We start from the raw sequence: 21,492 nt of genomic DNA on the forward strand, positions 1-21,492 counted from the left end.
CGAAATAAACAGTTGGGTCAGCCCAACTTTGCTGACCTTTCCTACAAAGTCTTGGGAAATACCGAAGCACACCACCCAAGCCAATTCACCCCGCACACTGGCGCACGCGCGCCAAAGCCTTCCCAAGCCCATCCATCGCTCCTATGAATCATCCTTACAGGGCCATTATCGAAGGTTGCATTACGAATAAAAGATACAGATCTGGGTAAAAAAACCATTCACCCACGTCCGTTTTAATCGTTAAAAGTTAAGACGTAATTGCATGATTGCAGCCCCATACCTAATTTATTAATTGTCAACTTCTACCTGTAAGACAATATTCAATGATGCGTAGGAATTATCTTTAGCTCGACCCAAAGAAAAAGCCCGGACCAAAGGCCCGGGCTTTTTTTTTTGCACGATGACAAGCTTGGCATTAACCCATCGTCAAGACGATCCGCCCCCCACAGGGGCATTCATCCATCTCGCGATGTGCCTCGACCACATCGGTGAAGGGATAGACCTTGCTGATCTGGGGGGTCAGCAACTGATCGGCGGTGAACTGATTGATGTCACGCAGGGCTCGTTGCAAGGCAACCTGGTCCTGCGCGATGCCCAGCTCCGGCTTACCGGTGAAATTGCCGATGCAGTGCACGTAGAACTGAATGTTCTTCTGAAACGCTGCACAGGCCGGGAATGGCGTCTGGTTTCCGCCCTGCAGGCCGTACAGCACCAGGCTGCCACGCGGCGCCAGGACATCTCCAAGCAGCGACATCTGCGGCCCGCCCATGCCGTCCAGGACCATGTCGACGCCACGGCCATCGGTGTATTTGGCCACCTGCATGAGCAGGTCCTGCTCTTCGGTGACGATCACTTTCTCGGCGCCAAGGCTCAGCAGGTAGTCGCGCTGCTCGGGGTCCTTGGTGGCGGCAAACACCTTCAGACCCAATGCCTTGCCCAGTTGCACGAAGGCAGGCCCCGCGCAATGGCTGGCGTCAGTGACCAATGCGGTCTGGCCGGCTTTCGCACGGGCCAAGTCGACGTAGGCGAAGTAGGCAATCAGCAGCGGTGTGTAATGCACGCTGGCTTCGATCGGCGTCAGGATGTCGGGATAACGGGTTATGGCGGTACGCGGCAGGACGATGACATCGCCATAGACCGGGTGTTCGTTGGCGCTGGTGGCCGGAAAGCTGGCTACCCGATCGCCCACGGCGATATCCTCGACGCCCTCACCGACCGCTGTCACTACCCCGGCCATTTCATGACCGATGCCCGCCGGCAGGCGTGCCTGGGAGGGTGCCAGGTTCTGCCGCCAGAGCACGTCGTACCAGCTGACGCCAATCGCCTGGACGCGGATCTGCACCTCGCCCGTCGCGGGGGACGGCTCGGTCTGCTCTTCGCAGCGCAGAACGTCGGCGGCGCCGAACTTGTGGAAACGAATCATGCGGGACATCACATACCTCGCCTTCGTGAATCTCGTATTACCACGGACTTTATCCGGGCTTTTACCGTAAGACCATCAGTGGCTATTAATAGTTGACATGCCTGTCATCGATTGGGCTCCTGGCAAATCCGTGCATTGGTCCCCGGAAATCGGTGCAGGGTACCAGCCTTTGGCCTTAAGATTCATCCCTGACCTACTCTAGGCCGAGCACTCTTCGATGAACCGTAACGACCTGCGCCGCGTAGACCTGAACCTGCTGATCGTGTTCGAGACACTCATGCACGAACGCAGTGTGACCCGTGCCGCCGAGAAACTGTTCCTCGGCCAACCGGCGATCAGTGCCGCCCTGTCGCGCCTGCGTACCCTCTTCGATGACCCGCTGTTCGTGCGTACCGGCCGCAGCATGGAGCCCTCGGCCAGGGCTCATGAGATCTTCGCCCTGCTCTCGCCGGCGTTGGACTCGATCTCCACGGCCGTCAGCCGCGCCGCCGACTTCGACCCAGCCACCAGCACCTCGGTGTTTCGCATCGGCCTCTCCGACGATGCCGAATTCGCCCTGTTGCCGCTGTTGCTCAAACGGATTCGCGCCGAAGCGCCGGGCATCGTGCTGGTGGTACGTCGGGTCAACTACCTGCTGATGCCCACATTGCTCGCCTCCGGCGAAATCTCGGTAGGCGTGAGTTACACCAATGAATTGCCAGCCAACGCAAAGCGCAAGATCCTGCGCCGCAGCCAGCCCAAGTTGCTGCGCGCCGACAGCATGCCCGGCAGCCTGAGCCTCGATGATTTCTGTGCACGGCCCCATGCCCTGGTGTCGTTCGCAGGCGATCTGTCCGGTTTCATCGACGAAGCCCTCGAACAGATCGGCCGCAAGCGCCATGTGGTTCTGGCCGTGCCGCAGTTCAACGGCCTGGGTAGCCTGCTGGCGGGCACCGACATCGTCGCCACGGTGCCCGACTACACCGCCGACGCACTGACCGCCGCCGGCGGCCTGCGCGCCGAAGACCTCCCCTTGGACGTGCGCACCTTCGAGCTGCACATGGCCTGGCGCGGCGCACAGGACAACGACCCGGCCGAGCGGTGGTTGAGGTCGCGGATTCAGATGTTCTTCGGCGATCCTGACAGCCTTTGATCGCCAAGCGCGGTCTGCCTAAGCCGTGGCGGTTACGCTCAGAGACTTGAGCAATCCCAGACGCGTGGCACGGCAGACAGCGCTCACGACAGCCATGAGTGATGCCTGGAGCACGCTGCCGTCCCTGCCCACTCCAAACAGCAGCTGGTTGTTGACACGTATCTCGATGTAAGCGATGGCTTCGGACTGGGCGCCATCACGCACAGCGTGCTCGTGGTAATCGGCAATATCAAAGGCCAGACCTTGTTGGGCAAGCGCATCGACCAGCGCGGCCAATGGGCCGTTGCCTTCGCCAGCAAGCGCCAGGTGCTCACCGTCAATTGCCAGTTGTGCGTCAAGGTACGTACGGGTTTCGTCCGTGGCGAGCACCGGTTGCAGCAAGGTGTATGGATTGCCCTGCTCCAGATAGTGTTCGGTGAAGCACGACCAAATCATCTCACGGGTGATCTCCCTGCCTTCGCTATCGGCAACCTGCTGCACCAGCCCGCTGAATTCCATCTGCAACCGGCGCGGCAGGACGATACCCTGCTGCTCCAGCAGATAGGCCACACCACCCTTGCCTGACTGGCTGTTGACCCGGATGACGGCTTCATAACTACGCCCCATGTCGGCCGGATCGATCGGCAGGTACGGAACCTCCCAGAACCCGTCGGGATCGCTTTGACGGCGGGCGAAGCCTTTCTTGATAGCGTCCTGATGAGAGCCGGAAAATGCCGTGAATACCAATTCTCCCGCGTAGGGGTGACGTGGGTGGGTCGGCAACTGGTTACAGAACTCGACCTCGCGCTGGACGTGGATGATGTCGGAGAAATCCAGCTCTGGACTGATGCCACTGGTATAGAGGTTCATCGCCAAGGTCAGAAGATCGACATTACCGGTACGCTCACCATTACCGAACAACGTCCCCTCGACCCGCTCGGCCCCTGCCAGGCAGGCCTGCTCGGCGGTAGACACGCCAGTACCACGATCATTGTGCGGGTGGACGCTGATGATCACGCTGTCGCGCTTGCGTACATGGCGGCAAAACCATTCGATCTGGTCAGCGAACACGTTAGCGGTGGAGACTTCCACGGTAGTGGGCAGATTCAGGATCATCTTGTTGGTTGGTGTCGGTTCGAATACATCGATCACCGCTTCACAGATTTCCAGACCAAAGTCGAGCTCGGTGAAGCAAAAGGTTTCAGGCGAATATTGGTAAGTCCACTGCGTCTGCGGGTTGGCCTGCATCAGCGCCTTGATCTCACGGGTGGCCTGAGTGGCAATCTCGATGCAGCCAGCCCGATCCACGCCGAACACCACATCACGAAACACGGGAGCAGTGGCGTTATAAACATGCACGATGGCCCGTGGCACGCCCTTGAGCGCTTCGAAAGTACGTTCGATCAGGTGAGTGCGCGCCTGGGTCATGACCTGAATAGTGACATCCTCAGGAATGGCGCCGCTCTCGATCAATTCACGCACATAGTCGAAGTCGGTTTGTGAGGCGGCCGGGAAACCTACCTCAATCTGTTTGAAACCGACTTTCACCAGCAAGTCGAAAAAACGCCGCTTGCGTTCAGCGTTCATCGGCTCGATCAGTGCCTGGTTACCGTCACGCATGTCGACACTGCACCACAGGGGAGCGGCCTTTTGAACGCGATTGGGCCATTGGCGGTCTGGCAAATTGACTGTGGCGAAATGGCGATACTTACGGGAAGGATCCTTCAACATCATGGCGGCTTCTCCTCTGCCTGGGTTTGCTGTGTAGCCGCCCGAACAGAACCGGAGCGACATTGGATCCAATCTAAACCCTGACCGCTTCAGGAAGATTGCGTTTTTTCGCTCACAAATGCCAAACACCCAACATATATTGCTATTTATTTCACATAATTGAGTTTTTATAGCCGCATAGCTCAAAAACAAGAATTCTTCTACCGCAACACCGTTCTACAGTGATCGACCTTACAAACCGGTACCGTCGCCCGGCACTGCGCAAGATATTCGACAAGTTACCAATGGTAGGTTACTTTTCGTAGCTAACAGCCAGCGGACACCTATGGTCTCGACAGCCGCTCGCCAAACTGCCGGAGTATCGCCATGCACAGCCTGATCGTCGTCGCCCACCCCAATCCCGATTCCTTGACTCATGCCATTGCCCGGCACGTCGCCCTGGGCATAGCCGCTTCAGACGCGCTGCACACTAGTGAATTTGCAGATCTCGCGGCCGAAGGTTTCGATCCGCGTTTCAACCAAGAGGATCAAGCGCTCTTCATGAAACAAGCCGCAGTGCCTGCTGACGTGGCCAGTGAGCAAGAGCGACTGGATCGTGCCGATGCCTTGGTCATTGTTTACCCGATCTATTGGTGGTCATTTCCTGCCTTGCTCAAAGGCTGGATTGATCGGGTGTTTTCGATGGGCTGGGCCTACGAGGACAGTGGCGATGGCAAAGTCGTGAAAAAGCTGCAGCGTCTGCAGGTTCACCTGGTTGCCGTTGGCGGCGCCGATGAAGGGACCTTCACTCGACACGGCTACGGGCCTGCGATGAAGACCCAGATCGACCACGGGATTTTCGATTACTGCGGAGCCCGTGTGCACAGCTCCACCTTGCTTCTGGCATCGGATGAGGGTTATCCGCAGGTTCATCTGGAGACTGCGTACAAGATAGGCGCCGGTATGGCAACTTCCCAGCACTGAACAAGAGTGGGACAATCCGCAGCATGACTTCACCGACTTCCGTGCCTTCGCGCCGACGCCTGCCCCGAGAAGCCCGCACCCGCCAGTTACTGGAGGCCTCCTGGGCGTTGATCGGCGATGAGGGTACGGATGCCCTCACGCTGGGTCGCCTGGCCGATGTGGCAGGCATCACCAAACCTGTGGTTTACGATCACTTCGGAACCCGCAATGGCCTGCTCGCCGCCCTGTACGAAGACTACGACATTCGCCAGACAGCCCTTTTCGATGCCGCCGTCGCAACCGCCGAGCCCACGTTGACGGACAAAGCGCGTATCTTCGCCGCTGCCTATGTCGATTGCGTGCTGACACAAGGGCGTGAGATCCAAGGGGTCCTGGCGGCACTCAGTGGATCTCCGGAGCTTGCGGCCGTCAAACGCCGATATCAGAAAGCGTTCATCCAAAAATGTGCGGACGTGTTTGCGCCCTTCGCCGGCCCTGCTGGCCTATCGAGCGCTAGCCTGTGGGCGATGCTTGGCGCCGCCGACGCCCTGTCCGATGCTGCGGTAGTAGGAGACATCACTGCAGAGCAGGCAAAGGAAGAGCTGCTCCAGACCATACTGGGCATGGTCAAACGCAGCGGCTGAACTGCGACACACTGCAACAACGCTTACCGCGATCAAAGTGCAAGAAATGGTCTTGCTCAATTTAGTTGTCGCAATCCAATGGACGTGGGCGAAGCCTGTGCCCCCACGGTTTCGCGAATGCCGCTCAGCTACAAGCAGCCACCGCCTCGATTTCCACAAGCATCCCATCCAGCGCCAGTCGTGACACCGGAATCAACGTACAGACGGGCGCCCTGTCCTTCCAGACCCGATCCACCTCCCTGACCCACTCGCGCAGGCGATGCTCATCGTGATCGACGATCAGCAAGGTCAGCTTGAACACCTGATGCAAGCATGCGCCCTGCGATTGGAGTGCCGTGCTCAGGTTGGCCAATGCCTGCCTGGCCTGCTCAGAGAACGCCGATGGCAGTCGCCCATGGACATCCTCACCGCCTTGCCCAGCGATGAACAACAGCCTGGCCCCAGGCGCCACTGCCGCGACGTGGGAATATCCATTATCGCGCGGGTCATACAACCCAGCTGGATTGGACAGCTCGAACACAGGACGAGAATCTTTGAACATAGGGCTACTCCAGTGGTGAGAGCGGGCATTCTGAAACCTCGAGTTAACCTAAGGTCAAGCGTGCAGCCCGAAGGCGCTTTCAAGGCCCAGTGCACGCATCGGCCGGCGCCTTGCCCTGCGCCGACAGAGGCACATCGAACACACGGTCGAAGCTCCACTGAAACGCCAGCGCATAAAAGAAGAAAAACACGAACAACCCCAGATCGGTCACCAATGCGGCCCACCACGAGATCTGCAGCCACCAGGCGACCAAGGGCACCAACAGCACCACCAGCCCGCCTTCGAACCCCACCGAGTGAAGCAGACGCCTTCCGACAGTACGCGCCCGGTTCGCCTGACGGCTCTCCCAGAACTCGAACAGGTAGTTGTACACCACGTTCCAGAGCAAGGCGCTGGCAGACAGCATCAACGACAGTGCACCGGCATGCGCCAAGCCATTCTTGTAGACCAGGGCGATGGCAGGGGACAGAACGGCGACGGCGATGGCTTCATAAAGCACAGCCTGTACGACTTTTCGAAGAGGGCCTTGCATGACGATGCACCTATGATGAGCGAGTGCCGCTCACCTTAGCGCCCGATGAAAACCAGGAAAAATGAGATAAATTGAGCCGGTCCCAATCCAATTCATCCAGGGAGGTGGTGGGTGTTCTCCACGCTTGCGCTCAACGCGCTGCGCAGCTTCGAGGCTGCGGCACGCCTAGGCAGTTTCAAGACCGCCGCCGAGGAACTGTCTGTCACACCGGCGGCCATTTCCCACCAGGTCAAGGCGCTGGAGGCTCGGCTTGGCACGTTGCTGTTCGAGCGCTCCGGGCAAGGCGTGGCACTGACCGAGCAAGGCGAACAGCTGTATCGCCAGGTCCACCAAGCGTTCCTGGATATCAGCCGGAGCCTGGAACACTTCCTGCCGAAAACCACTTCGCTGACCCTCACCCTCACCACGACGCCCGGTTTGGCCGCGAGCTGGCTGATCCCAAGGCTCGGCGGTTTCTATCGTGCTTTCCCGCAGCTGGACATACGGGTCGACACCCGTAACGAGCTGGTGGACCTGTTACGTGACTCCAGCGTCGACATGGCCATTCGAGCCGTCAGCCGCCCAGATCCGAAGCTGTTCAGCCAGCCGCTGATGAACGAATTCTTCTCGGTCTATGCCGCACCAGCTGTACTGGCCCGCCTGGATGAGGACCAACTGCAGCTGATAGACCTCCGCTGGCAGATCCCGCAAGGCGACACGATCAATTGGCAAAGCTGGTGTGCAGCCGCCGGCTGTGCGCACTGGTTGGGACGGGCGCGCATGCGTGAGTTCGATGATGAGCACTATGCAGTGGCTGCCGCCATCGCGGGCCATGGATTGGTGCTGGCAAGCAACGTACTGGTGGCAGATAGCCTCAAGCGAGGTGAACTGATGATCTTCAGGCCCGAAATCAGTCTGCCAGGGCCACGTTACATGGCGGTGTGCGTGCCGGGCCGAGAACGACAGGACGAAATGAAAGCTTTGCTGACGTGGTTAGAAGAAGCGGCGGCGGCCACCACGGCGTGAATCCGGTGCGCCGGGGCGGTTTATCCACCCCGGCGCGGTTCAAAGGCAATCAGCGGTCTTTGTCCCACTTTTCAGTGTCGCCTTGCGACTGTTGCCCACCCATGCGGTCTTTCTGCGCGGGGTTCTGTTGGTCGGTCGTGTTCTGGCCCGACTGCCCGCCCTGGCTTCCCGAATCCCTGGAGCGATCCCAGTCCTTGTTCATCTTGTCTTCAGGCTTGCGGCCGGATTCCTGCCCGCCTTTTTGCTGATTGGGCATCCCTCCTGCCCCCTGGCCACCTTGTTGACCGGCACCGGTCGTTTTGCCGCCTTGGTCGCCACGGTTGTCTTGATTGTTAGCCATGATTGCTTACCTCAAGTCGAACACAGGAAGATCTGTGTTCATTTATGAGTGGCAGGCATCGGCACGGTATGCATTTTTTGCCGCAATTTCGGACCAAACGCCTTAACAACCACAGGCCCGGCATTTGTGGCTCAAAACGCCACGACCCTCCCAGCCGGCAGCCGGAGGTCGCTACCTGCTGGGTCTCTCGCAGTGCCGATTACGACGCCTTGGGCTTTGAGATTATGGAGCAACGCACTCCCTTGGGATTCGATAGCCGCTCGTTCGACACCCGCCCAATCAGCTACCACGGCGAGGTGTTCCCGACCGGTGAGCGGTTGCTGTTGCATTGACACCAGCAGCGCATGGGCCAACGGCGCAAGCCGCGCGAAGTGGATTTTCTGATCTGCACCGCGTCGCGCCAGCAACAACGTGGGTTCGGCTGGTGCTGCCAGCGGAATGTGGTCAGGGCCGATATGGCTGACCGGCCAGGCGTAGGCCAAGGGCATGGCAAGGCTCGATAGCAGCGGCACACCGTCGAGCAGGTCGCCCTCTGGATCATGGGACGCGTCGGCGGCGTCGCTAAGCAACAACAGGGTCTCGACCCATTCATAGTGGGCCAGTTCGGCGACCCAGCCCGGCAGGTCGGCGCGGCTCTCCAGGTAGTTGACCCACTCGCCTGCCACTTCAGTGAACAACGGCGTCTTGCAGCGGTGGCTGGCATAGAAATCCGCAGTCAGCGATTGCCATTGCGCCTGGGCCAACGTGTCGCTCAGCACAGGGAAGCTGCCAGCCAGCAGCGACCGCATATTGCCCAGAAACAGTTGTCGGTACACCGCCAGGCGCCGCGCTTCGATGCCAGGCGGTGCAGGGTTGGCGTGCGGATCGCGAATGAAACGGCTCATGCACAGTTGCTGTTCGCGCAAAGTCTCAGCCATGACGCACCTCCGGCGCTTGCGCGGTGGCCTGCAGCGTCCGGATGGCCTCCACCTCGCCGAGCAGTTCGGCAAGTGGCGGGAAATTGAAATCGCGCTCCAGCAAAGTCGGCACCACCCCCAGGTACTGGTAGGCGCTGTGCAACAATTGCCAGACGTCATGTTGCACCGCAGCACCGTGGGTATCGATCTTTAGATCAGGCGCTTCATCGTAATGACCGGCCACATGCAGGCAAGCCACCCGCCCGGCTGGGACACGGGCAAGGAAAGCGTCAGTGTCGTAACCATGGTTGCAGGCGTTCACGACCAGGTTGTTGATGTCCAGCAACAGATCGCAGTCGGCCTCATTCAGCACCGCGCACAAGAAATCGATCTCGGACATCGCCTGGTAAGGCGCCGCATAGTAGGAAATGTTCTCCACAGCGATGCGTCGACCGAGGGCATCCTGAACCTCACGAATGCGCTTGGCAGTATGGCGCACCGCTTCATCGGTGAAGGGCATGGGGATCAAGTCATACAAATGGCCGTCATCGCTGCAATAGCTCAGGTGTTCGCTGAACAGCGGGACATCATGCCGATCGAGAAAGGCGCGGATGCGCCGCAGGAACTCATGATCCAGCGGTTCGGGGCCACCAAGGGACAACGAAAGGCCGTGACAGGACAGCGGGAAGCGCTCGGCCAGACGGGCCAGGCTCTCACCGTAGGCGCCGCCGACGCCGATCCAGTTGTCCGGCGCACATTCGAGAAAATCCACCGCCCCAACATCCATGTTCAGCAGCTCAGGCAAAAGCGACCGACGCAGGCCGAGCCCGGCACCGTGCAAGGCAAACGAAGTACTCATGGGTGATCTCCTGGGGGCTGTCGCCTCCCCGGCCTGCGGGCTCGGGGAGGAGACCAGCGAAGTCAGTTCCTGGCCTGGCTCAACTTGCTGTACAGATCGGAAGGGAATGGCTTGCCGTTGGTGTCGAACTGGTTTTTGCGGAACTGGTACACCTCACCCTCGGAGAGGAAGCCGTCGTGATTGGCGTCGATGGCATCGAACTCGGCATTGGCCTTGGGCGCGACCGCCAGCAGCTCGGCACGCGAAACCCGGCCATCATCGTTAGTGTCGGTACGGGCGAAGGAGGCATCGCCACACTTGCCCTCCCCACACTTGCCTTCGGCCTGGGTCGCCTTGGCCTGGGCGCCATCGGCACCGCACTTGCCCTCACCACACTTGCCCTCCCCGGCTTTTTGCGCGGAAGCAAGCTGATAGCCCTGGGGCATTGCGTCCACGGCGAAGGCGGCGGATGTCATGTTGATGCCTCCGACCAGGGCGATGGTGAGCAGGCCGAGGCGAGTCTTGCTTGGGAACTGGGAACGGGACATGGTGATTCTCCGAAATATCTATGCGATTGGCCGCTAGGGCGAACGTGCCTGGGAACGTGGCCTAGGGCCGTTTCGTTCAGGCAGGTTCATTTGGCCTCACGCGTGTATCGCGCACGTATCCGCAGGTAGCGGCATTTGTAAGCGAAGCCTTGCAAGCAGGCGCTTAGATACACAGAGATACATTCAGCCCCGGCGTCGGATTACAGCGCTGCCCATTGCTCGCGGTACTGCAGCAGAAAGTCCACGAAGACCCTGACCCGCTGAGGAATGGAGCGCCCATGGGGATACAGCAAGGTGTAGGGCCGGGAACGCCCGCCAAAAGCATCGAGAACCTCGACCAGACGACCATCGGCCAGCTGTTGCTCGACAATGAACTTGTAGGTCTGGAACAGCCCCGCACCATGTTGAGCGAGCGTGACGCCGCCCAGGACATCGTCGGAGCAGGCATAGCCACCGTCGGTGAAGATCTCTCGTTCCCGGCCTTGCTCCTGGAACAGCCACGAAATCCGCCGCCCACTGCTGGGCAGCTCGAACTGAATGCACTCGTGAGCCTCCAGATCCTCAAGCACCTGCGGTGTGCCGGCCTTGGCCAGATACGCAGGCGAGGCCACCACGACCAGCTTGGCGTCTTCGAGCAAGCGCGCGACCAGCGTCGAATCTGGCTGAGCCCTGACCCGGATCGCCAGATCGTACCCCTCCGCCACGAAGTCGATGTTCCGGTTGCCCAGGTGAATCTCCACGGTGACCTGCGGATAGCGCTCGCGAAATAGCGGCAGCAACGGAAGGATGCGGTGATGCCCGTAGGTGGTCGGCAGGCTGATACGCAAACGCCCAGACGGTGTCGCCTGCGCGCCCATGACGGTTTGCTGGGCTTCCACCAGTTGACTGAGCGCCTGGCTGCACTGCTCGAAGAAGGTTCGCCCGGCCTCGGTCAGTCGGATGCTGCGGGTGGTTCTGGCAAAGAGTCGCGACCCCAGTCGCTTCTCCAGACGAAGAATCGAGCGGCTGACCGCCGCGGGGGTAACACCGGCAAGCTGGGCCGCGGCAGTGAAACTACCGGCCTCTGCAGCCAGACAGAACAATTCGATGCTGCCCAACTGCAAATCGTCGAAATGGCGCTTCATCACAGGTACCGGGTAGGAAGATCCTGAGGCAGATCTTTACCACACCCGGCAACAGAAAAGCATCGTGACCCCAACGGCTTTACCGCCCGTGCGAGCCGGTAAAGCCGCCTTCGGATCAATGGCCTGCGCTCTGGCCACCGTCGACATGCAGGATCTCGCCGGTGACGAAACCTGCGCCCTCCAGGTACAGGATCGCCTGCACGATGTCGTCAATCCCGCCCATATGACCGACCGGGTGCAGCTTGCCCAGCGCCTCGTGGGTTTCAGCAGCATGCATCGGCGTTCTGATGATGCCTGGAGAGACCGCGTTGACCCGAATGCCGCGCTTGGCATATTCGATCGCCAGGGATCGGGTCGCCGCATTGATCCCGCCCTTGGTCAGGGACGCCAATACCGAAGGCACTCCGTCGATCGCATGATCGACCAGACTGGTGGTGATACTGACGACATGGCCGCGCCCTTGTTTTTCCATTTCCACCATCGCCTGCTGGGTGATGTAGAAAAAGCCGCTCATGTTGGTCGCCACGACCTGCGCGTAATCGGCATGGGTGTAGTGGGTGAACGGCTTGGCGACAAAGATGCCGGCATTGTTGACCAGGGTGTCTATCCGCCCGAAGCGGGCGATCGCCTCGCCAACGACGCGCTCGGCGGTCTGCGGGTCAGCGATGTCGCCGGCGACGGTCAGGATGCCAGGGTCGCTCGACGGCTGGATGGAGCGGGAGGTGGCGACCACCTGCCAGCCGCGTTCGCGGAAGCCCTTGACGACGCCTGCGCCAATACCTTGAGAGGCGCCGGTGACGATGACGACCTTGCTTGAAGTGTTCATGGTGATTCCTCGGTCAAAGCGATGAGTTCAGGAAAAGCGTTGCGCTAGCGTTTTGCGCGAACAGCTCACTGCGCCTGCTGCTTGCGATAGGCCGTCGTGGTCATGCCCGCGTACCCCCAGTTATCCGTGTCGATCTCTTCGATCACGATATGGGTGAGCGCTGGGTCCTTGTTCAGGACACGCTCCATGGTTTGGGTGATCTCCTGGATCACCTGGGCCTTTTGCTGCGGGGTGACGCCGTCGCGAGTGATACGTACGCTGATGAAAGGCATGATGTGCTCTCCGTTCGCTGCGGTGTCGGAATGACGGGGCAGCAGGTGGAGAAGACTGTAGAAAGTTGCCGTGGAAGGATAAATACAGGCCGGAGCACTTCATTTGTGATGCGGTGTATCAAATAGCGCGGGCAAGCGACCGCGTCTTAACGGGCGTCGCCAAGGGTGGGCTGATCGGACCGATACAGCCCAGTTACACGTTAAAGCTGCCCCACCCAATACGACACATCCACCTCGTCGATCTGCTCGGGACGCAAGAACCGCTGCGCGTATTCCTGGTACACCCCGCTAGTGAGGAACAACTGCAACAGTTGCCCGTCGATGTGGTTGTCGCGGGCCATCGTGACCAGGATCTTCACCGACTCGGACAGGGTCTTGGCCGGTTTGTAAGGCCGATCGGCAGCGGTCAGAGCCTCGAAGATATCGGCAATGGCCATGATCCGTTCAGGAATCCCCAAGTCATCCCTGCCCTGCCGGCGCGGATAGCCCGCGCCATCCATCCGCTCATGGTGGCTGCCGGCGATGGCCGAGACACGCTTGAGATGACGTGGGAACGGCAGTGAGTCGAGCATGATGATGGTCTGCACGATGTGCTCGTTGATCTTGAAGCGCTCCTCCTCGTTGAGCGTGCCGCGGCGGATCGACAGGTTGTACAGCTCACCGGCGTTACTGGCATGAGCCGGCAGGCGCATGTCGAAGCCCCAGATGTTGCGCGGGTCATCCTTGGCCACAGGTGGCTTGCGCGCCCCCCAGGGCATCCGGTGATCATCGCGGTCAGCCAGCAGCAGCTCATCGGCCGGCAACGGCACGGGAGGAATACCTGCCAATCGCTCTTCCTCGTCCCGCGAGAGTCCCAGGCGATTGTCGAAGTGCCGCTGCCAACGCCGCTGGCCGATACGCTGCAGCCGCTCGATGTCCTGCTCCTGCATGGACTCTCCACCGATGTTGGCCTTGGCAACGAAGGCAAACGCTTCCTGCAGTTCGGCCTGGGCGCGCTCGAGCGTGCGCTGCAGTGGCGGTTGATCCGCGCCGCTGGCCAGCCCCCGCCAGTAATCGAGCTCGGCATCGCGCCAGAGCACTTCGAAGCGCATGCGTATTTCATGGATGCGGTTATAGAGGGTTTCCAGCTTGGTCGCCTTGTCCACCACGTATTCGGGGCTGGTGACCTTGCCGCAGTCGTGCAGCCAGGCAGCGACATGGAACTCATAGCGCTCGGCATCACTCAGGGTGAAGTCGGCATAAGGGCCGCTGTCGGCCTGCACGGCTTTGTCCAACAGCATCTGGGCCAGTTGCGGCACCCGCTCGCAATGACCTCCCGTGTAGGGGCTCTTGGCGTCGATGGCATCGGCCAACAACTTGATCATGGCATCGAGCAGGCGTTGCTGAGCCTCGACCAACTGACGCGTTTCGATGGCCACGGCCGCGGCGCCGGACAACTCCTCGACAAAGCGTCGAAATGGCTGCCCCACCTCTTCGCCTGTCTGATCAGCTTCCAGTTGCAGCACCAGGATACCGAGCAGCGCCTGACTGCGGTCGTTGAGCACGACCGCCAGGCTGCGCCCAGACAGTTCAAGGGCATGACTGACGACTGCCGCCAAGTCCCGGTGATCGTCCGCTTGAATCTGGAGCTGCGCTGGATAGGCCTCGCTACCGCAGCAAGTGGCCAGGCGCAACTGCGCAGGCTCCGCATCGAACAGGTAGACCGCTCCGGCGTGCACGCCGGCGGCATTGACCAAGTGCGCCAACACGCCTTCGAGCATGCGTTCGAGTTGGCTCTCACGGCTGAGCGTGAGAGTGATCGCCTGAAAGCTGCGGATCGTCCCGGACATGCGGCTGAGCACCTGGCTCAGCTCGCGCACCTCCGACACCCGTGACCTGACCCCCACCTCGCGGCTGAAGTCGAAACCTGCCAGGCCGCGCACCTGCTCGGCCAGCAGGCGTAACGGACGACCGATACGCTGGCCGAGCAAGCCGCCCAGCACCAGCAAAACGGCCATCAGCGCCGCGGTCCAGAGCAACTGCTCGAACAACACCTTGCGCGCACCCGCCAACAGTTCATGGCCAGGCACGGCGATCAGCACCTGCAAGTCCTGCCCGGCCAAGCTGGTGAGCGGCACACGCATGCCGTACCAGGCTTCCCCGCCCACTTGGAAACGCTTGGGGCTGGTGCCTTGGGACTGGTCGGCATACAGCTGCGCAAGGCTGGGAATCCCCAGCTCACTGATGCGCGACAAGCGCACCGTCTCGCCCTCGTGCACGATGACCCGCTTGAGATCCGGATAGGCCACCACGCTGCCTTGATCGTCGATCACCGCAAGCTCGGTCCCTGCAGTCATGCGCAGGTCCCGGCTTTCGCTGGCCAGGTCATCGACCGAGACATCCATGCCGATCACCGCCTCGCCCTTGACGCTGCGCTGGGCCAGGGTCATGCCGATCTCGCGGGTGGTGAAGAACACATAAGGGCGGGTCAGCACAGTGGTGCTTTGCCCTGAAGCCTCGACGAACCACGGGCGCGCGCGTGGATCGAACTGGTAGTCCGGCTTGTCCTGGGCCTGGAGCAGGTTGAGTTGGCGGTCATAGAATCGCCATTGGCCCGACATCGACCCGCCCGCCTGCCGGCTAACGCTCTGCACCAGGAAGGCCGTGCCAGGTGGCGCCGCGAAACGCTCGAGCAGCTGAGGCTCCCGAAGCCTGCGCACGAGCAGGAACTCGCCATTGGCGTAACCCACGTAGGCGGCGCTGAGCATTTTGTTGGCATTCAGGCTCTCGACCAGTTGCGGGAGCCGCTCCAGGCGTTGGGCCAGGTCGCCGGCGAGCGGATCGGCGGCCAGCAACCGCAGACTGCTCTGTACCGGATCGACCAGCCGGCGGGCACGCTCGTCGATCGTCTTGCCCACCTGCTGGGCAGTATCCCCAGCGGCAGCCAGCAGGGTCTGTCGGACTCCGCTGTAGCCCTGCCAGGCCAGGCCTGCGCCCAGCAGCAACATGCCCAGCATGATTGCCAGCGCCACCAGAAGCTGCAAAGAAAGGCCACGCCCGGGGGTGTTCATCGCCGCAGCCCCCCTGGGCACCTGGCCGCACATACCCCGGACACAAGGCCCGCCGACTGGCGAGCGACAACGATCAGCACACAGCCCATCCCAGGTACTCCATGTGTGGCGCTTCCAACAGTGTAATCAGCCAACGCAATCGTGCTGGCCCGATGTGTAGCCCTTGCTCAGCGCCGCTCAGTCGCGGGCTCGCAAAGGCGATAAGGACACATCGAGCACGTTCCGGATACGACAGCGCCCACGTCGTCACGTGGGCGCTGTCGTATCAACCGGTCACTGTTCGCATAGGGCCAGGAACGTCGCCGACGGCACGAAGAACAGCCCGCCGGTGACGGCACGGCTGAAGTCCAGCAGCCGGTCGTAGTTGCCGGGCGGCTTGCCGATGAACATGTTCTCCAGCATTTGCTCGATCGGCGCCGGCGAGCGGGCATACCCGATGAAATAGGTGCCGAACTCCCCTGCCCCAGGGCGCCCGAACGGCATGTTGTCGCGCAGGATCTTCACCTCCTGGCCGTTTTCTTCCAGGGTGGTCAGCGAGCTGTGCGAGTTGCTGGGTTTTACCGACTCGTCCAGCTCAATGTCCGAAAGCTTGGTGCGCCCGATGATGTGTTCCTGCTCCGCCGTGGACAGCCCGTTCCAAGCGGTCATGTCGTGCAGGTACTTCTGCACCAGCACGTAGCTTCCGCCCGCGAACGAAGGGTCTTCGTCGCCGACGAGGGTGAACTTGCCGACCTCGCGGCCCGTTGGGTTCTCGGTGCCATCGACGAAACCGATGATGCTGCGCATGTCGAAGTACCGAAAGCCCTGGACCTCGTCGACCACCGTTACGGCGCCCTCCAGACGCTTCATGATCTGTGCAGCCAACTCGAAGCACAGGTCCATCTGTTCGGCGCGGATGTGCAGCAGAATGTCCCCGGCAGTGGCTACCGCCACGCGATCGCCACTGCCGATTTCACGAAACGGATGCAACGACGCCGGACGCGGCACCTGAAACAGTACATCCCACACGCTCGCACCAAAACCCACGACGCAGGACAAGTTGCCCGAAGGTACCCGTTTGCCCACCGAGCGAACCAGCCCGGCAAGGTCGCCGCACAAGCCGCGGACGCAATCCCGGCTGGCGTCGCCGGGGTTCAAGGTAGCCACGAGGAAAATGGCACTGCGGGTGATCGGGGTTTCGACAGCCTGGGGGTCGATCTCGGAAATGTTCATCACAGCTTTCGCCTTGTTGACAGTCAGCTAGCAGGAACCTTCGCCTGCGCACGGCTGTGCGGCGCAGGCTTGGTCTATCGGTATAGCACAGGCCAGCCAGAGGCCCCGCCCAAACACCAGGCGCGGTCAGTGGTAAGCATCCCCCGCTTTGACCTTGCCGCGGAACACGTGGTAGCTCCAGAACGTGTAGGCCAGGATGATCGGAATGATGAACAGCGCGCCCATCAAGGCAAACAGCTGGCTTGTGAGCGGGGCGGCGGCCTGCCAGAGGTTGATCGAAGGCGGCACGATGTTCGGCCAGATGCTGATCGCAAGCCCCAGGTAGCCGAGAAACACCAAGGTCACCACGCCCATGAATGGCAAATGCGAATGGCGCTTGCGCAGGGTCTTCTGGATCACCACCACCGCCAGCACGGCCAAACCGGCAATCAGCGCAGAGCGGATCCAGTGGCTGCCGGCGAACCAGCGCTGGGCAATGTCGGCGTGCAGCCAGGCCGTCCAGGCACAGATCACCACGATCACCATTGCCAGCAAGTACAGCAGCGGACGGCTGTAATGGCGCATGCGCGACTCCAGCATGCCGTCGGTCTTGATCAGCAACCAAGTGCTGCCGAGCAACGCGTAGGCCAGGATCAAGCCCACGCCGCAGAACAGCGGGAACGGCGCCAGCCAGTCCAGCGCGCTGCCGGCGAACTGGCGGTTCTGCACGGGGATGCCCGAGATATAGGTGCCGATGGCAACGCCTTGGAAGAACGTGGCCAGCACCGAGCCGCCGATGAACGCCTTGTCCCAGAGATGGCGCTTGCGCGGATGCGCCTTGAAGCGGAACTCGAACGCGACGCCGCGGAAGATCAGCCCGGCCAAAACCAGCACCAGTGGCAGGTACAGCGCCTCGAGAATCACCGAGTACGCCAGCGGGAATGCGCCATACAGCGCCGCGGCCCCCAGCACCGCCCAGGTTTCATTGCCATCCCAGACCGGCGCGACGGTGTTCATCATCACATCGCGCTCGCTGGAGTCGCTGATCAGAGGAAACAGGATCCCCAGGCCCAGGTCGAAGCCATCCATGATCACGTACATCATCAGGCCGAAGGCGATGATCACGCCCCAGATGACCGACAAATCGATACCTTGAATTGCCATGCTTGCGCTCCCCTATCAATCCGCTACCGACAGCGGACGACGCGCTGTCGCAAGTTGGCCCGGTTGCTCAGGCGATACGTGCTCCTCATGTGCTTTCGGCCCTTTGCGTACCAGACGCATCATGTAGCCGATACCCACCGTGAACACCGAGAAGTAGATCAGGACGAACAGCGCCAGGGTGATGCTCATCTGGGTAGCGCTGTGATTGGACGCCGCCTGCGTGGTGCGCAACATGCCGTAGACCACCCACGGCTGACGGCCGACCTCGGTGGTGAACCACCCGGCGAGCAAGGCGATCAGGCCGGAAGGCCCCATGAGCAAGGCGAACCACAGGAAGAGTCGGTTGCGGTACAGGGCGCCGCCTCGGCGCAACACCAGTGCCAGCAGTGCACAGGCCAGCATCAACATGCCCAGTCCAGCCATGACCCGGAAGCTCCAGAAGATGATCGTGGAGTTGGGTCGGTCCTCTTTGGCAAAGCTCTTGAGCGCCGGAATCTGCTTGTCCAGGCTGTGGGTCAGGATCAAGCTGCCCAGGTAAGGCACCTCAAGGCTGTAGCGGGTCCTTTCGGCGTCCATGTCCGGCAGGCCGAACAACACCAGTGGCGAGGCCTCGCCCGGGATGTTTTCCCAGTGACCTTCGATGGCTGCGATCTTGGCCGGCTGATGCTCCAGGGTATTGAGCCCGTGGGCATCGCCCACCACGACCTGCACAGGCGTGGCCACCAGGATCATCCACATGGCCATCGACAGCATCTTGCGCACCTGTGGCGTATCGCGGCCACGTAGCAGGTGCCAGGCGGCCGAGGCGCCCACGAACAACGCAGTCGACAGGAATGCGGCCAACGCCATGTGCGCCAGGCGGTACGGGAACGACGGATTGAAGACGATCTTGAACCAGTCCATCGGCACGACACGGCCATCGACGATCTCGATACCTTGCGGTGTCTGCATCCAGCTGTTGGACGAGAGAATCCAGAACATCGAGATGAGCGTGCCGATGGCCACCATGATGGTGGCGAAGAAGTGCAACTTGCGCCCTACCCGGTCCCAGCCGAACAACATCACGCCCAGGAAGCCCGCCTCCAGGAAGAACGCCGTCAGCACCTCATAGGTGAGCAACGGCCCGGTCACGCTGCCCGCGAAGTCGGAAAAGCGCGCCCAGTTGGTGCCGAACTCGTAGGCCATGACCAGGCCCGAGACCACGCCCATGCCGAAGTTGACGGCGAAGATCTTCGACCAGAAGTGATAAAGGTCCTTGTAGACCGCGTTGCTGGTCTTCAGCCAGCAGCCTTCGAGCACCGCCAGAAAGCTTGCCAGGCCAATGGTGATGGCGGGAAAGATGATGTGAAACGAGACCGTGAAGGCGAACTGAATCCGCGCCAGGTCCAACGCATCTAGATTCGACATGACAATATCCTTGCAGGCCGCCGGCCGTTACCGACCAGGGCCTGTGCACAGGGGAACGTGAGGGTTATTCGGCAACGGTGTGGATCAGGTTGTCCGGCCGTGCCTTTTCCAGCCTGATGGCGACGAATTTCGACGTGGGCGTGTAGGTCCGGTCGCCGTAGCTTTCCAGGGGCACCAGCGGGTTGGTTTCCGGGTAGTACGCTGCGGCCTGACCTTCAGGCAGGTCGTAGGGCACCAACTGAAAGCCCGATACACGCCGCTCACGGCCGTCTTCCCAGAGCGACACCATGTCCACGTGCTCGCCGGGCTCAAAGCCCAGGCGGCGGATGTCAGCCTCGTTGACGAACACCACCTCGCGCAGGCCGAACACGCCCCGGTAGCGGTCGTCCAGGCCGTACAGGGTGGTGTTGTACTGATCGTGCGAACGCAGGGTCTGCAGAATCAGATCGGGCCGCTCGCCGCGTTCGAGCACGGTCTCGTTGACCAGGTGCACCGGCAGTTCGCTGGGCGTGAACTGGGCCTTGCCGGTAGCGGTGTTCCATTCGCGCTCGGCCGCCGCGTTGCCCAGGTGGAAACCGCCCGGTTGCTGCAGTCGGGCATTGAAATCCTGGAAGCCCACAATGGTGTCGGCGATCAGGTCACGGATGCGGGCATAGTCGCCGACCACCCATTCCCAATCGATCGGATGGTTACCCAGGGTCGCCTTGGCCATGCCGGCAATGATCGCCGGCTCCGAGCGCAGGTGCGGCGAGCGGGGTTTGAGCTGGCCGTGGGAGATGTGCACCATGCTGAACGTGTCTTCGACCGTGATGCCTTGCGGGCCTTCGGCCTGCAGGTCGATTTCGGTGCGGCCCAGGCACGGCAGGATCAAGGCATCACGGCCTGTCACCAGGTGCGAGCGGTTGAGCTTGGTGGCGATGTGTACTGTCAGCTCGCAGTTGCGCAGCGCCGCATGGGTGCGCGGTGTATCGGGTGTGGCCTGGGCGAAGTTACCGCCCAAGGCGATGAACACCTTGGCCCGTTTCTCTTCCATGGCCTTGATGGCGAGTACCGCGTTGTGCCCATGCTCACGCGGCACCTCGAACTGGAAGCGCCACTGCAGCGCATCGAGCAGTCGCGCCGGCGGCTGTTCGTCGATACCCATGGTGCGGTCACCCTGCACGTTGCTGTGACCGCGCACCGGCGAGAGGCCCGCGCCGGGCTTGCCGACGTTGCCGCGCAGCAGTTGCAGGTTGATGATCTCCTGCACGGTCGGGACCGAGTGGCGGTGCTGGGTCACGCCCATGGCCCAGCACATGATCACCCGCTCGGCTTTGCGGTACATGCGCGCGGCCAGCTCGATCTCGGCCAGGCTCAGGCCGGACTGCTCGACGATATGCTCCCAGGACGTGGCATCCAGGACTGCCAGGTAGGCGTCCACTCCCGAGGTGTGCGCCTCGATGAAGGCGTGGTCGAACACCGCCGGCCCGCCTTTGGCCTGGGCCTCGCGTTCCCACTGCAGCAGGAACTTAGCGATGCCACGCATGGCCGCCATGTCGCCGCCCAACGCCGGACGGAAGTACGCGGTGTTGGTCGGCTCTGAGCCGTTGCTGAGCATTTCGAACGGATGCTGCGGATGCTGGAAACGCTCCAGGCCACGTTCCTTGAGGGGATTGAAGCAGATCACCTGGGCACCACGCTTGACCGCCTCGCGCAGTGGTTCGAGCATGCGCGGGTGGTTGGTGCCGGGGTTCTGCCCAATGACGAAGATCGCGTCAGCTTCTTCCAGGTCGTTGAATACCACGGTGCCCTTGCCCACACCGAGGGATTCGCCCATGCCCACGCCACTGGCTTCGTGGCACATGTTCGAGCAATCCGGGAAGTTGTTGGTACCGTAGGCCCGCACGAACAGCTGGTACAGGTACGCC

The 21,492-nt window shown here is 61.3% G+C and carries 20 protein-coding genes; 4 read left to right on the plus strand and 16 right to left on the minus strand.

Features of this window, described 5'->3' with window-relative positions; genetic code table 11:
* Nucleotides 1–415: 415 nt before the first annotated feature.
* Nucleotides 416–1,432, minus strand: coding sequence for a zinc-dependent alcohol dehydrogenase family protein (locus tag HMPREF3173_RS16295; RefSeq protein WP_070574527.1), 1,017 nt, complete (start codon nucleotides 1,430–1,432; stop codon nucleotides 416–418).
* A 208-nt stretch (nucleotides 1,433–1,640) separates the two neighbouring features.
* On the opposite strand from HMPREF3173_RS16295, the gene HMPREF3173_RS16300 reads away from it, so the two are divergent.
* Nucleotides 1,641–2,555, plus strand: coding sequence for a LysR family transcriptional regulator (locus HMPREF3173_RS16300; protein ID WP_043211831.1), 915 nt, complete (start codon nucleotides 1,641–1,643; stop codon nucleotides 2,553–2,555).
* Between the two features lie 18 nt (nucleotides 2,556–2,573).
* On the opposite strand, the gene leuA is transcribed toward HMPREF3173_RS16300, so the two are convergent.
* Nucleotides 2,574–4,268: a 2-isopropylmalate synthase gene (leuA, locus tag HMPREF3173_RS16305; protein ID WP_070574529.1), complete on the minus strand. Its 1,695-nt coding sequence runs from the start codon at nucleotides 4,266–4,268 to the stop codon at nucleotides 2,574–2,576.
* Nucleotides 4,269–4,631: 363 nt separating this feature from the next.
* Here leuA and HMPREF3173_RS16310 point away from each other — a divergent pair, with 363 nt between their 5' ends.
* The gene (locus HMPREF3173_RS16310; protein ID WP_070574532.1) at nucleotides 4,632–5,228 is read left to right on the plus strand and encodes an NAD(P)H-dependent oxidoreductase; all 597 of its coding nucleotides are present in this window, start codon (nucleotides 4,632–4,634) and stop codon (nucleotides 5,226–5,228) included.
* Nucleotides 5,229–5,251: 23 nt separating this feature from the next.
* Nucleotides 5,252–5,851 (plus strand): TetR/AcrR family transcriptional regulator, encoded by a 600-nt coding sequence (locus HMPREF3173_RS16315; protein WP_070574534.1) that lies wholly within the window; start codon nucleotides 5,252–5,254, stop codon nucleotides 5,849–5,851.
* A gap of 124 nt (nucleotides 5,852–5,975) precedes the next feature.
* Here HMPREF3173_RS16315 and HMPREF3173_RS16320 read toward each other — a convergent pair whose 3' ends face one another.
* Both HMPREF3173_RS16320 and HMPREF3173_RS16325 read right to left on the minus strand, forming a co-directional pair.
* Nucleotides 5,976–6,392 carry a RidA family protein gene (locus HMPREF3173_RS16320; RefSeq protein ID WP_070574536.1) on the minus strand — a complete coding sequence of 139 codons (417 nt, stop codon included), beginning with the start codon at nucleotides 6,390–6,392 and terminating at the stop codon, nucleotides 5,976–5,978.
* A 79-nt stretch (nucleotides 6,393–6,471) separates the two neighbouring features.
* Nucleotides 6,472–6,924, minus strand: a complete 453-nt coding sequence (locus tag HMPREF3173_RS16325) for a PACE efflux transporter (RefSeq protein WP_070574538.1) — start codon at nucleotides 6,922–6,924, stop codon at nucleotides 6,472–6,474.
* 111 nt (nucleotides 6,925–7,035) lie between these two features.
* Between HMPREF3173_RS16325 and HMPREF3173_RS16330 the strand changes: the two genes are divergently transcribed.
* Nucleotides 7,036–7,929, plus strand: coding sequence for a LysR substrate-binding domain-containing protein (locus HMPREF3173_RS16330; protein ID WP_070574540.1), 894 nt, complete (start codon nucleotides 7,036–7,038; stop codon nucleotides 7,927–7,929).
* Between the two features lie 49 nt (nucleotides 7,930–7,978).
* Here the strand turns inward: HMPREF3173_RS16330 and HMPREF3173_RS16335 are convergent, their stop codons facing one another.
* The 12 genes from HMPREF3173_RS16335 to HMPREF3173_RS16390 form a co-directional block, all read right to left on the minus strand.
* Entirely contained in the window at nucleotides 7,979–8,269 is a 291-nt protein-coding gene (locus HMPREF3173_RS16335) for a hypothetical protein (protein WP_070574542.1), read from the minus strand.
* A gap of 131 nt (nucleotides 8,270–8,400) precedes the next feature.
* Nucleotides 8,401–9,186: an HvfC family RiPP maturation protein gene (locus HMPREF3173_RS16340; RefSeq protein ID WP_070574544.1), complete on the minus strand. Its 786-nt coding sequence runs from the start codon at nucleotides 9,184–9,186 to the stop codon at nucleotides 8,401–8,403.
* The gene (locus HMPREF3173_RS16345) at nucleotides 9,179–10,024 is read right to left on the minus strand and encodes an HvfB family MNIO-type RiPP peptide maturase (protein ID WP_070574546.1); all 846 of its coding nucleotides are present in this window, start codon (nucleotides 10,022–10,024) and stop codon (nucleotides 9,179–9,181) included. Before HMPREF3173_RS16345 ends, HMPREF3173_RS16340 begins: the two co-directional genes overlap by 8 nt.
* A gap of 62 nt (nucleotides 10,025–10,086) precedes the next feature.
* A complete protein-coding gene (locus HMPREF3173_RS16350) occupies nucleotides 10,087–10,551 on the minus strand; it encodes an HvfA family oxazolone/thioamide-modified RiPP metallophore (RefSeq protein WP_070574548.1) in 465 nt (154 codons plus the stop codon).
* A gap of 200 nt (nucleotides 10,552–10,751) precedes the next feature.
* A complete protein-coding gene (locus HMPREF3173_RS16355) occupies nucleotides 10,752–11,675 on the minus strand; it encodes a LysR family transcriptional regulator (protein WP_070574550.1) in 924 nt (307 codons plus the stop codon).
* A gap of 115 nt (nucleotides 11,676–11,790) precedes the next feature.
* A complete protein-coding gene (locus HMPREF3173_RS16360) occupies nucleotides 11,791–12,501 on the minus strand; it encodes an SDR family NAD(P)-dependent oxidoreductase (protein WP_070574552.1) in 711 nt (236 codons plus the stop codon).
* A gap of 65 nt (nucleotides 12,502–12,566) precedes the next feature.
* Entirely contained in the window at nucleotides 12,567–12,773 is a 207-nt protein-coding gene (locus HMPREF3173_RS16365) for a tautomerase family protein (protein ID WP_070574555.1), read from the minus strand.
* A 200-nt stretch (nucleotides 12,774–12,973) separates the two neighbouring features.
* The gene (locus HMPREF3173_RS16370; protein ID WP_070574557.1) at nucleotides 12,974–15,823 is read right to left on the minus strand and encodes an HD domain-containing phosphohydrolase; all 2,850 of its coding nucleotides are present in this window, start codon (nucleotides 15,821–15,823) and stop codon (nucleotides 12,974–12,976) included.
* A gap of 273 nt (nucleotides 15,824–16,096) precedes the next feature.
* Complete coding sequence (locus tag HMPREF3173_RS16375) at nucleotides 16,097–17,035, minus strand: Dyp-type peroxidase (protein ID WP_070574559.1); 939 nt, start codon at nucleotides 17,033–17,035, stop codon at nucleotides 16,097–16,099.
* A 126-nt stretch (nucleotides 17,036–17,161) separates the two neighbouring features.
* Nucleotides 17,162–18,178 (minus strand): cytochrome d ubiquinol oxidase subunit II, encoded by a 1,017-nt coding sequence (gene cydB, locus HMPREF3173_RS16380; protein ID WP_070574561.1) that lies wholly within the window; start codon nucleotides 18,176–18,178, stop codon nucleotides 17,162–17,164.
* Nucleotides 18,179–18,193: 15 nt separating this feature from the next.
* Entirely contained in the window at nucleotides 18,194–19,585 is a 1,392-nt protein-coding gene (locus HMPREF3173_RS16385; protein ID WP_070574563.1) for a cytochrome ubiquinol oxidase subunit I, read from the minus strand.
* 64 nt (nucleotides 19,586–19,649) lie between these two features.
* On the minus strand, nucleotides 19,650–21,492 hold a 1,843-nt coding region (locus HMPREF3173_RS16390), incomplete at its 5' end, for an FdhF/YdeP family oxidoreductase (RefSeq protein WP_070574565.1).

The organism is Pseudomonas sp. HMSC08G10, from assembly GCF_001808425.1.
GTDB classification, from domain to species: Bacteria; Pseudomonadota; Gammaproteobacteria; order Pseudomonadales; family Pseudomonadaceae; genus Aquipseudomonas; species Aquipseudomonas guariconensis.

Excerpts from the sequence above, each read along its gene's own strand:
- HMPREF3173_RS16325 (WP_070574538.1), bottom strand. The coding sequence starts at position 6,924 with ATGCAAGGCCCTCTTCGAAAAGTCGTACAGGCTGTGCTTTATGAAGCC.
- HMPREF3173_RS16360 (WP_070574552.1), bottom strand. The coding sequence starts at position 12,501 with ATGAACACTTCAAGCAAGGTCGTCATCGTCACCGGCGCCTCTCAAGGT.
- HMPREF3173_RS16315 (WP_070574534.1), top strand. The coding sequence starts at position 5,252 with ATGACTTCACCGACTTCCGTGCCTTCGCGCCGACGCCTGCCCCGAGAA.
- HMPREF3173_RS16365 (WP_070574555.1), bottom strand. The coding sequence starts at position 12,773 with ATGCCTTTCATCAGCGTACGTATCACTCGCGACGGCGTCACCCCGCAG.
- HMPREF3173_RS16350 (WP_070574548.1), bottom strand. The coding sequence starts at position 10,551 with ATGTCCCGTTCCCAGTTCCCAAGCAAGACTCGCCTCGGCCTGCTCACC.
- HMPREF3173_RS16320 (WP_070574536.1), bottom strand. The coding sequence starts at position 6,392 with ATGTTCAAAGATTCTCGTCCTGTGTTCGAGCTGTCCAATCCAGCTGGG.
- HMPREF3173_RS16295 (WP_070574527.1), bottom strand. The coding sequence starts at position 1,432 with ATGTCCCGCATGATTCGTTTCCACAAGTTCGGCGCCGCCGACGTTCTG.
- HMPREF3173_RS16345 (WP_070574546.1), bottom strand. The coding sequence starts at position 10,024 with ATGAGTACTTCGTTTGCCTTGCACGGTGCCGGGCTCGGCCTGCGTCGG.
- leuA (WP_070574529.1), bottom strand. The coding sequence starts at position 4,268 with ATGATGTTGAAGGATCCTTCCCGTAAGTATCGCCATTTCGCCACAGTC.
- HMPREF3173_RS16335 (WP_070574542.1), bottom strand. The coding sequence starts at position 8,269 with ATGGCTAACAATCAAGACAACCGTGGCGACCAAGGCGGCAAAACGACC.
- HMPREF3173_RS16355 (WP_070574550.1), bottom strand. The coding sequence starts at position 11,675 with ATGAAGCGCCATTTCGACGATTTGCAGTTGGGCAGCATCGAATTGTTC.
- HMPREF3173_RS16370 (WP_070574557.1), bottom strand. The coding sequence starts at position 15,823 with ATGAACACCCCCGGGCGTGGCCTTTCTTTGCAGCTTCTGGTGGCGCTG.
- HMPREF3173_RS16375 (WP_070574559.1), bottom strand. The coding sequence starts at position 17,035 with ATGAACATTTCCGAGATCGACCCCCAGGCTGTCGAAACCCCGATCACC.
- HMPREF3173_RS16385 (WP_070574563.1), bottom strand. The coding sequence starts at position 19,585 with ATGTCGAATCTAGATGCGTTGGACCTGGCGCGGATTCAGTTCGCCTTC.
- HMPREF3173_RS16340 (WP_070574544.1), bottom strand. The coding sequence starts at position 9,186 with ATGGCTGAGACTTTGCGCGAACAGCAACTGTGCATGAGCCGTTTCATT.
- HMPREF3173_RS16310 (WP_070574532.1), top strand. The coding sequence starts at position 4,632 with ATGCACAGCCTGATCGTCGTCGCCCACCCCAATCCCGATTCCTTGACT.
- HMPREF3173_RS16300 (WP_043211831.1), top strand. The coding sequence starts at position 1,641 with ATGAACCGTAACGACCTGCGCCGCGTAGACCTGAACCTGCTGATCGTG.
- cydB (WP_070574561.1), bottom strand. The coding sequence starts at position 18,178 with ATGGCAATTCAAGGTATCGATTTGTCGGTCATCTGGGGCGTGATCATC.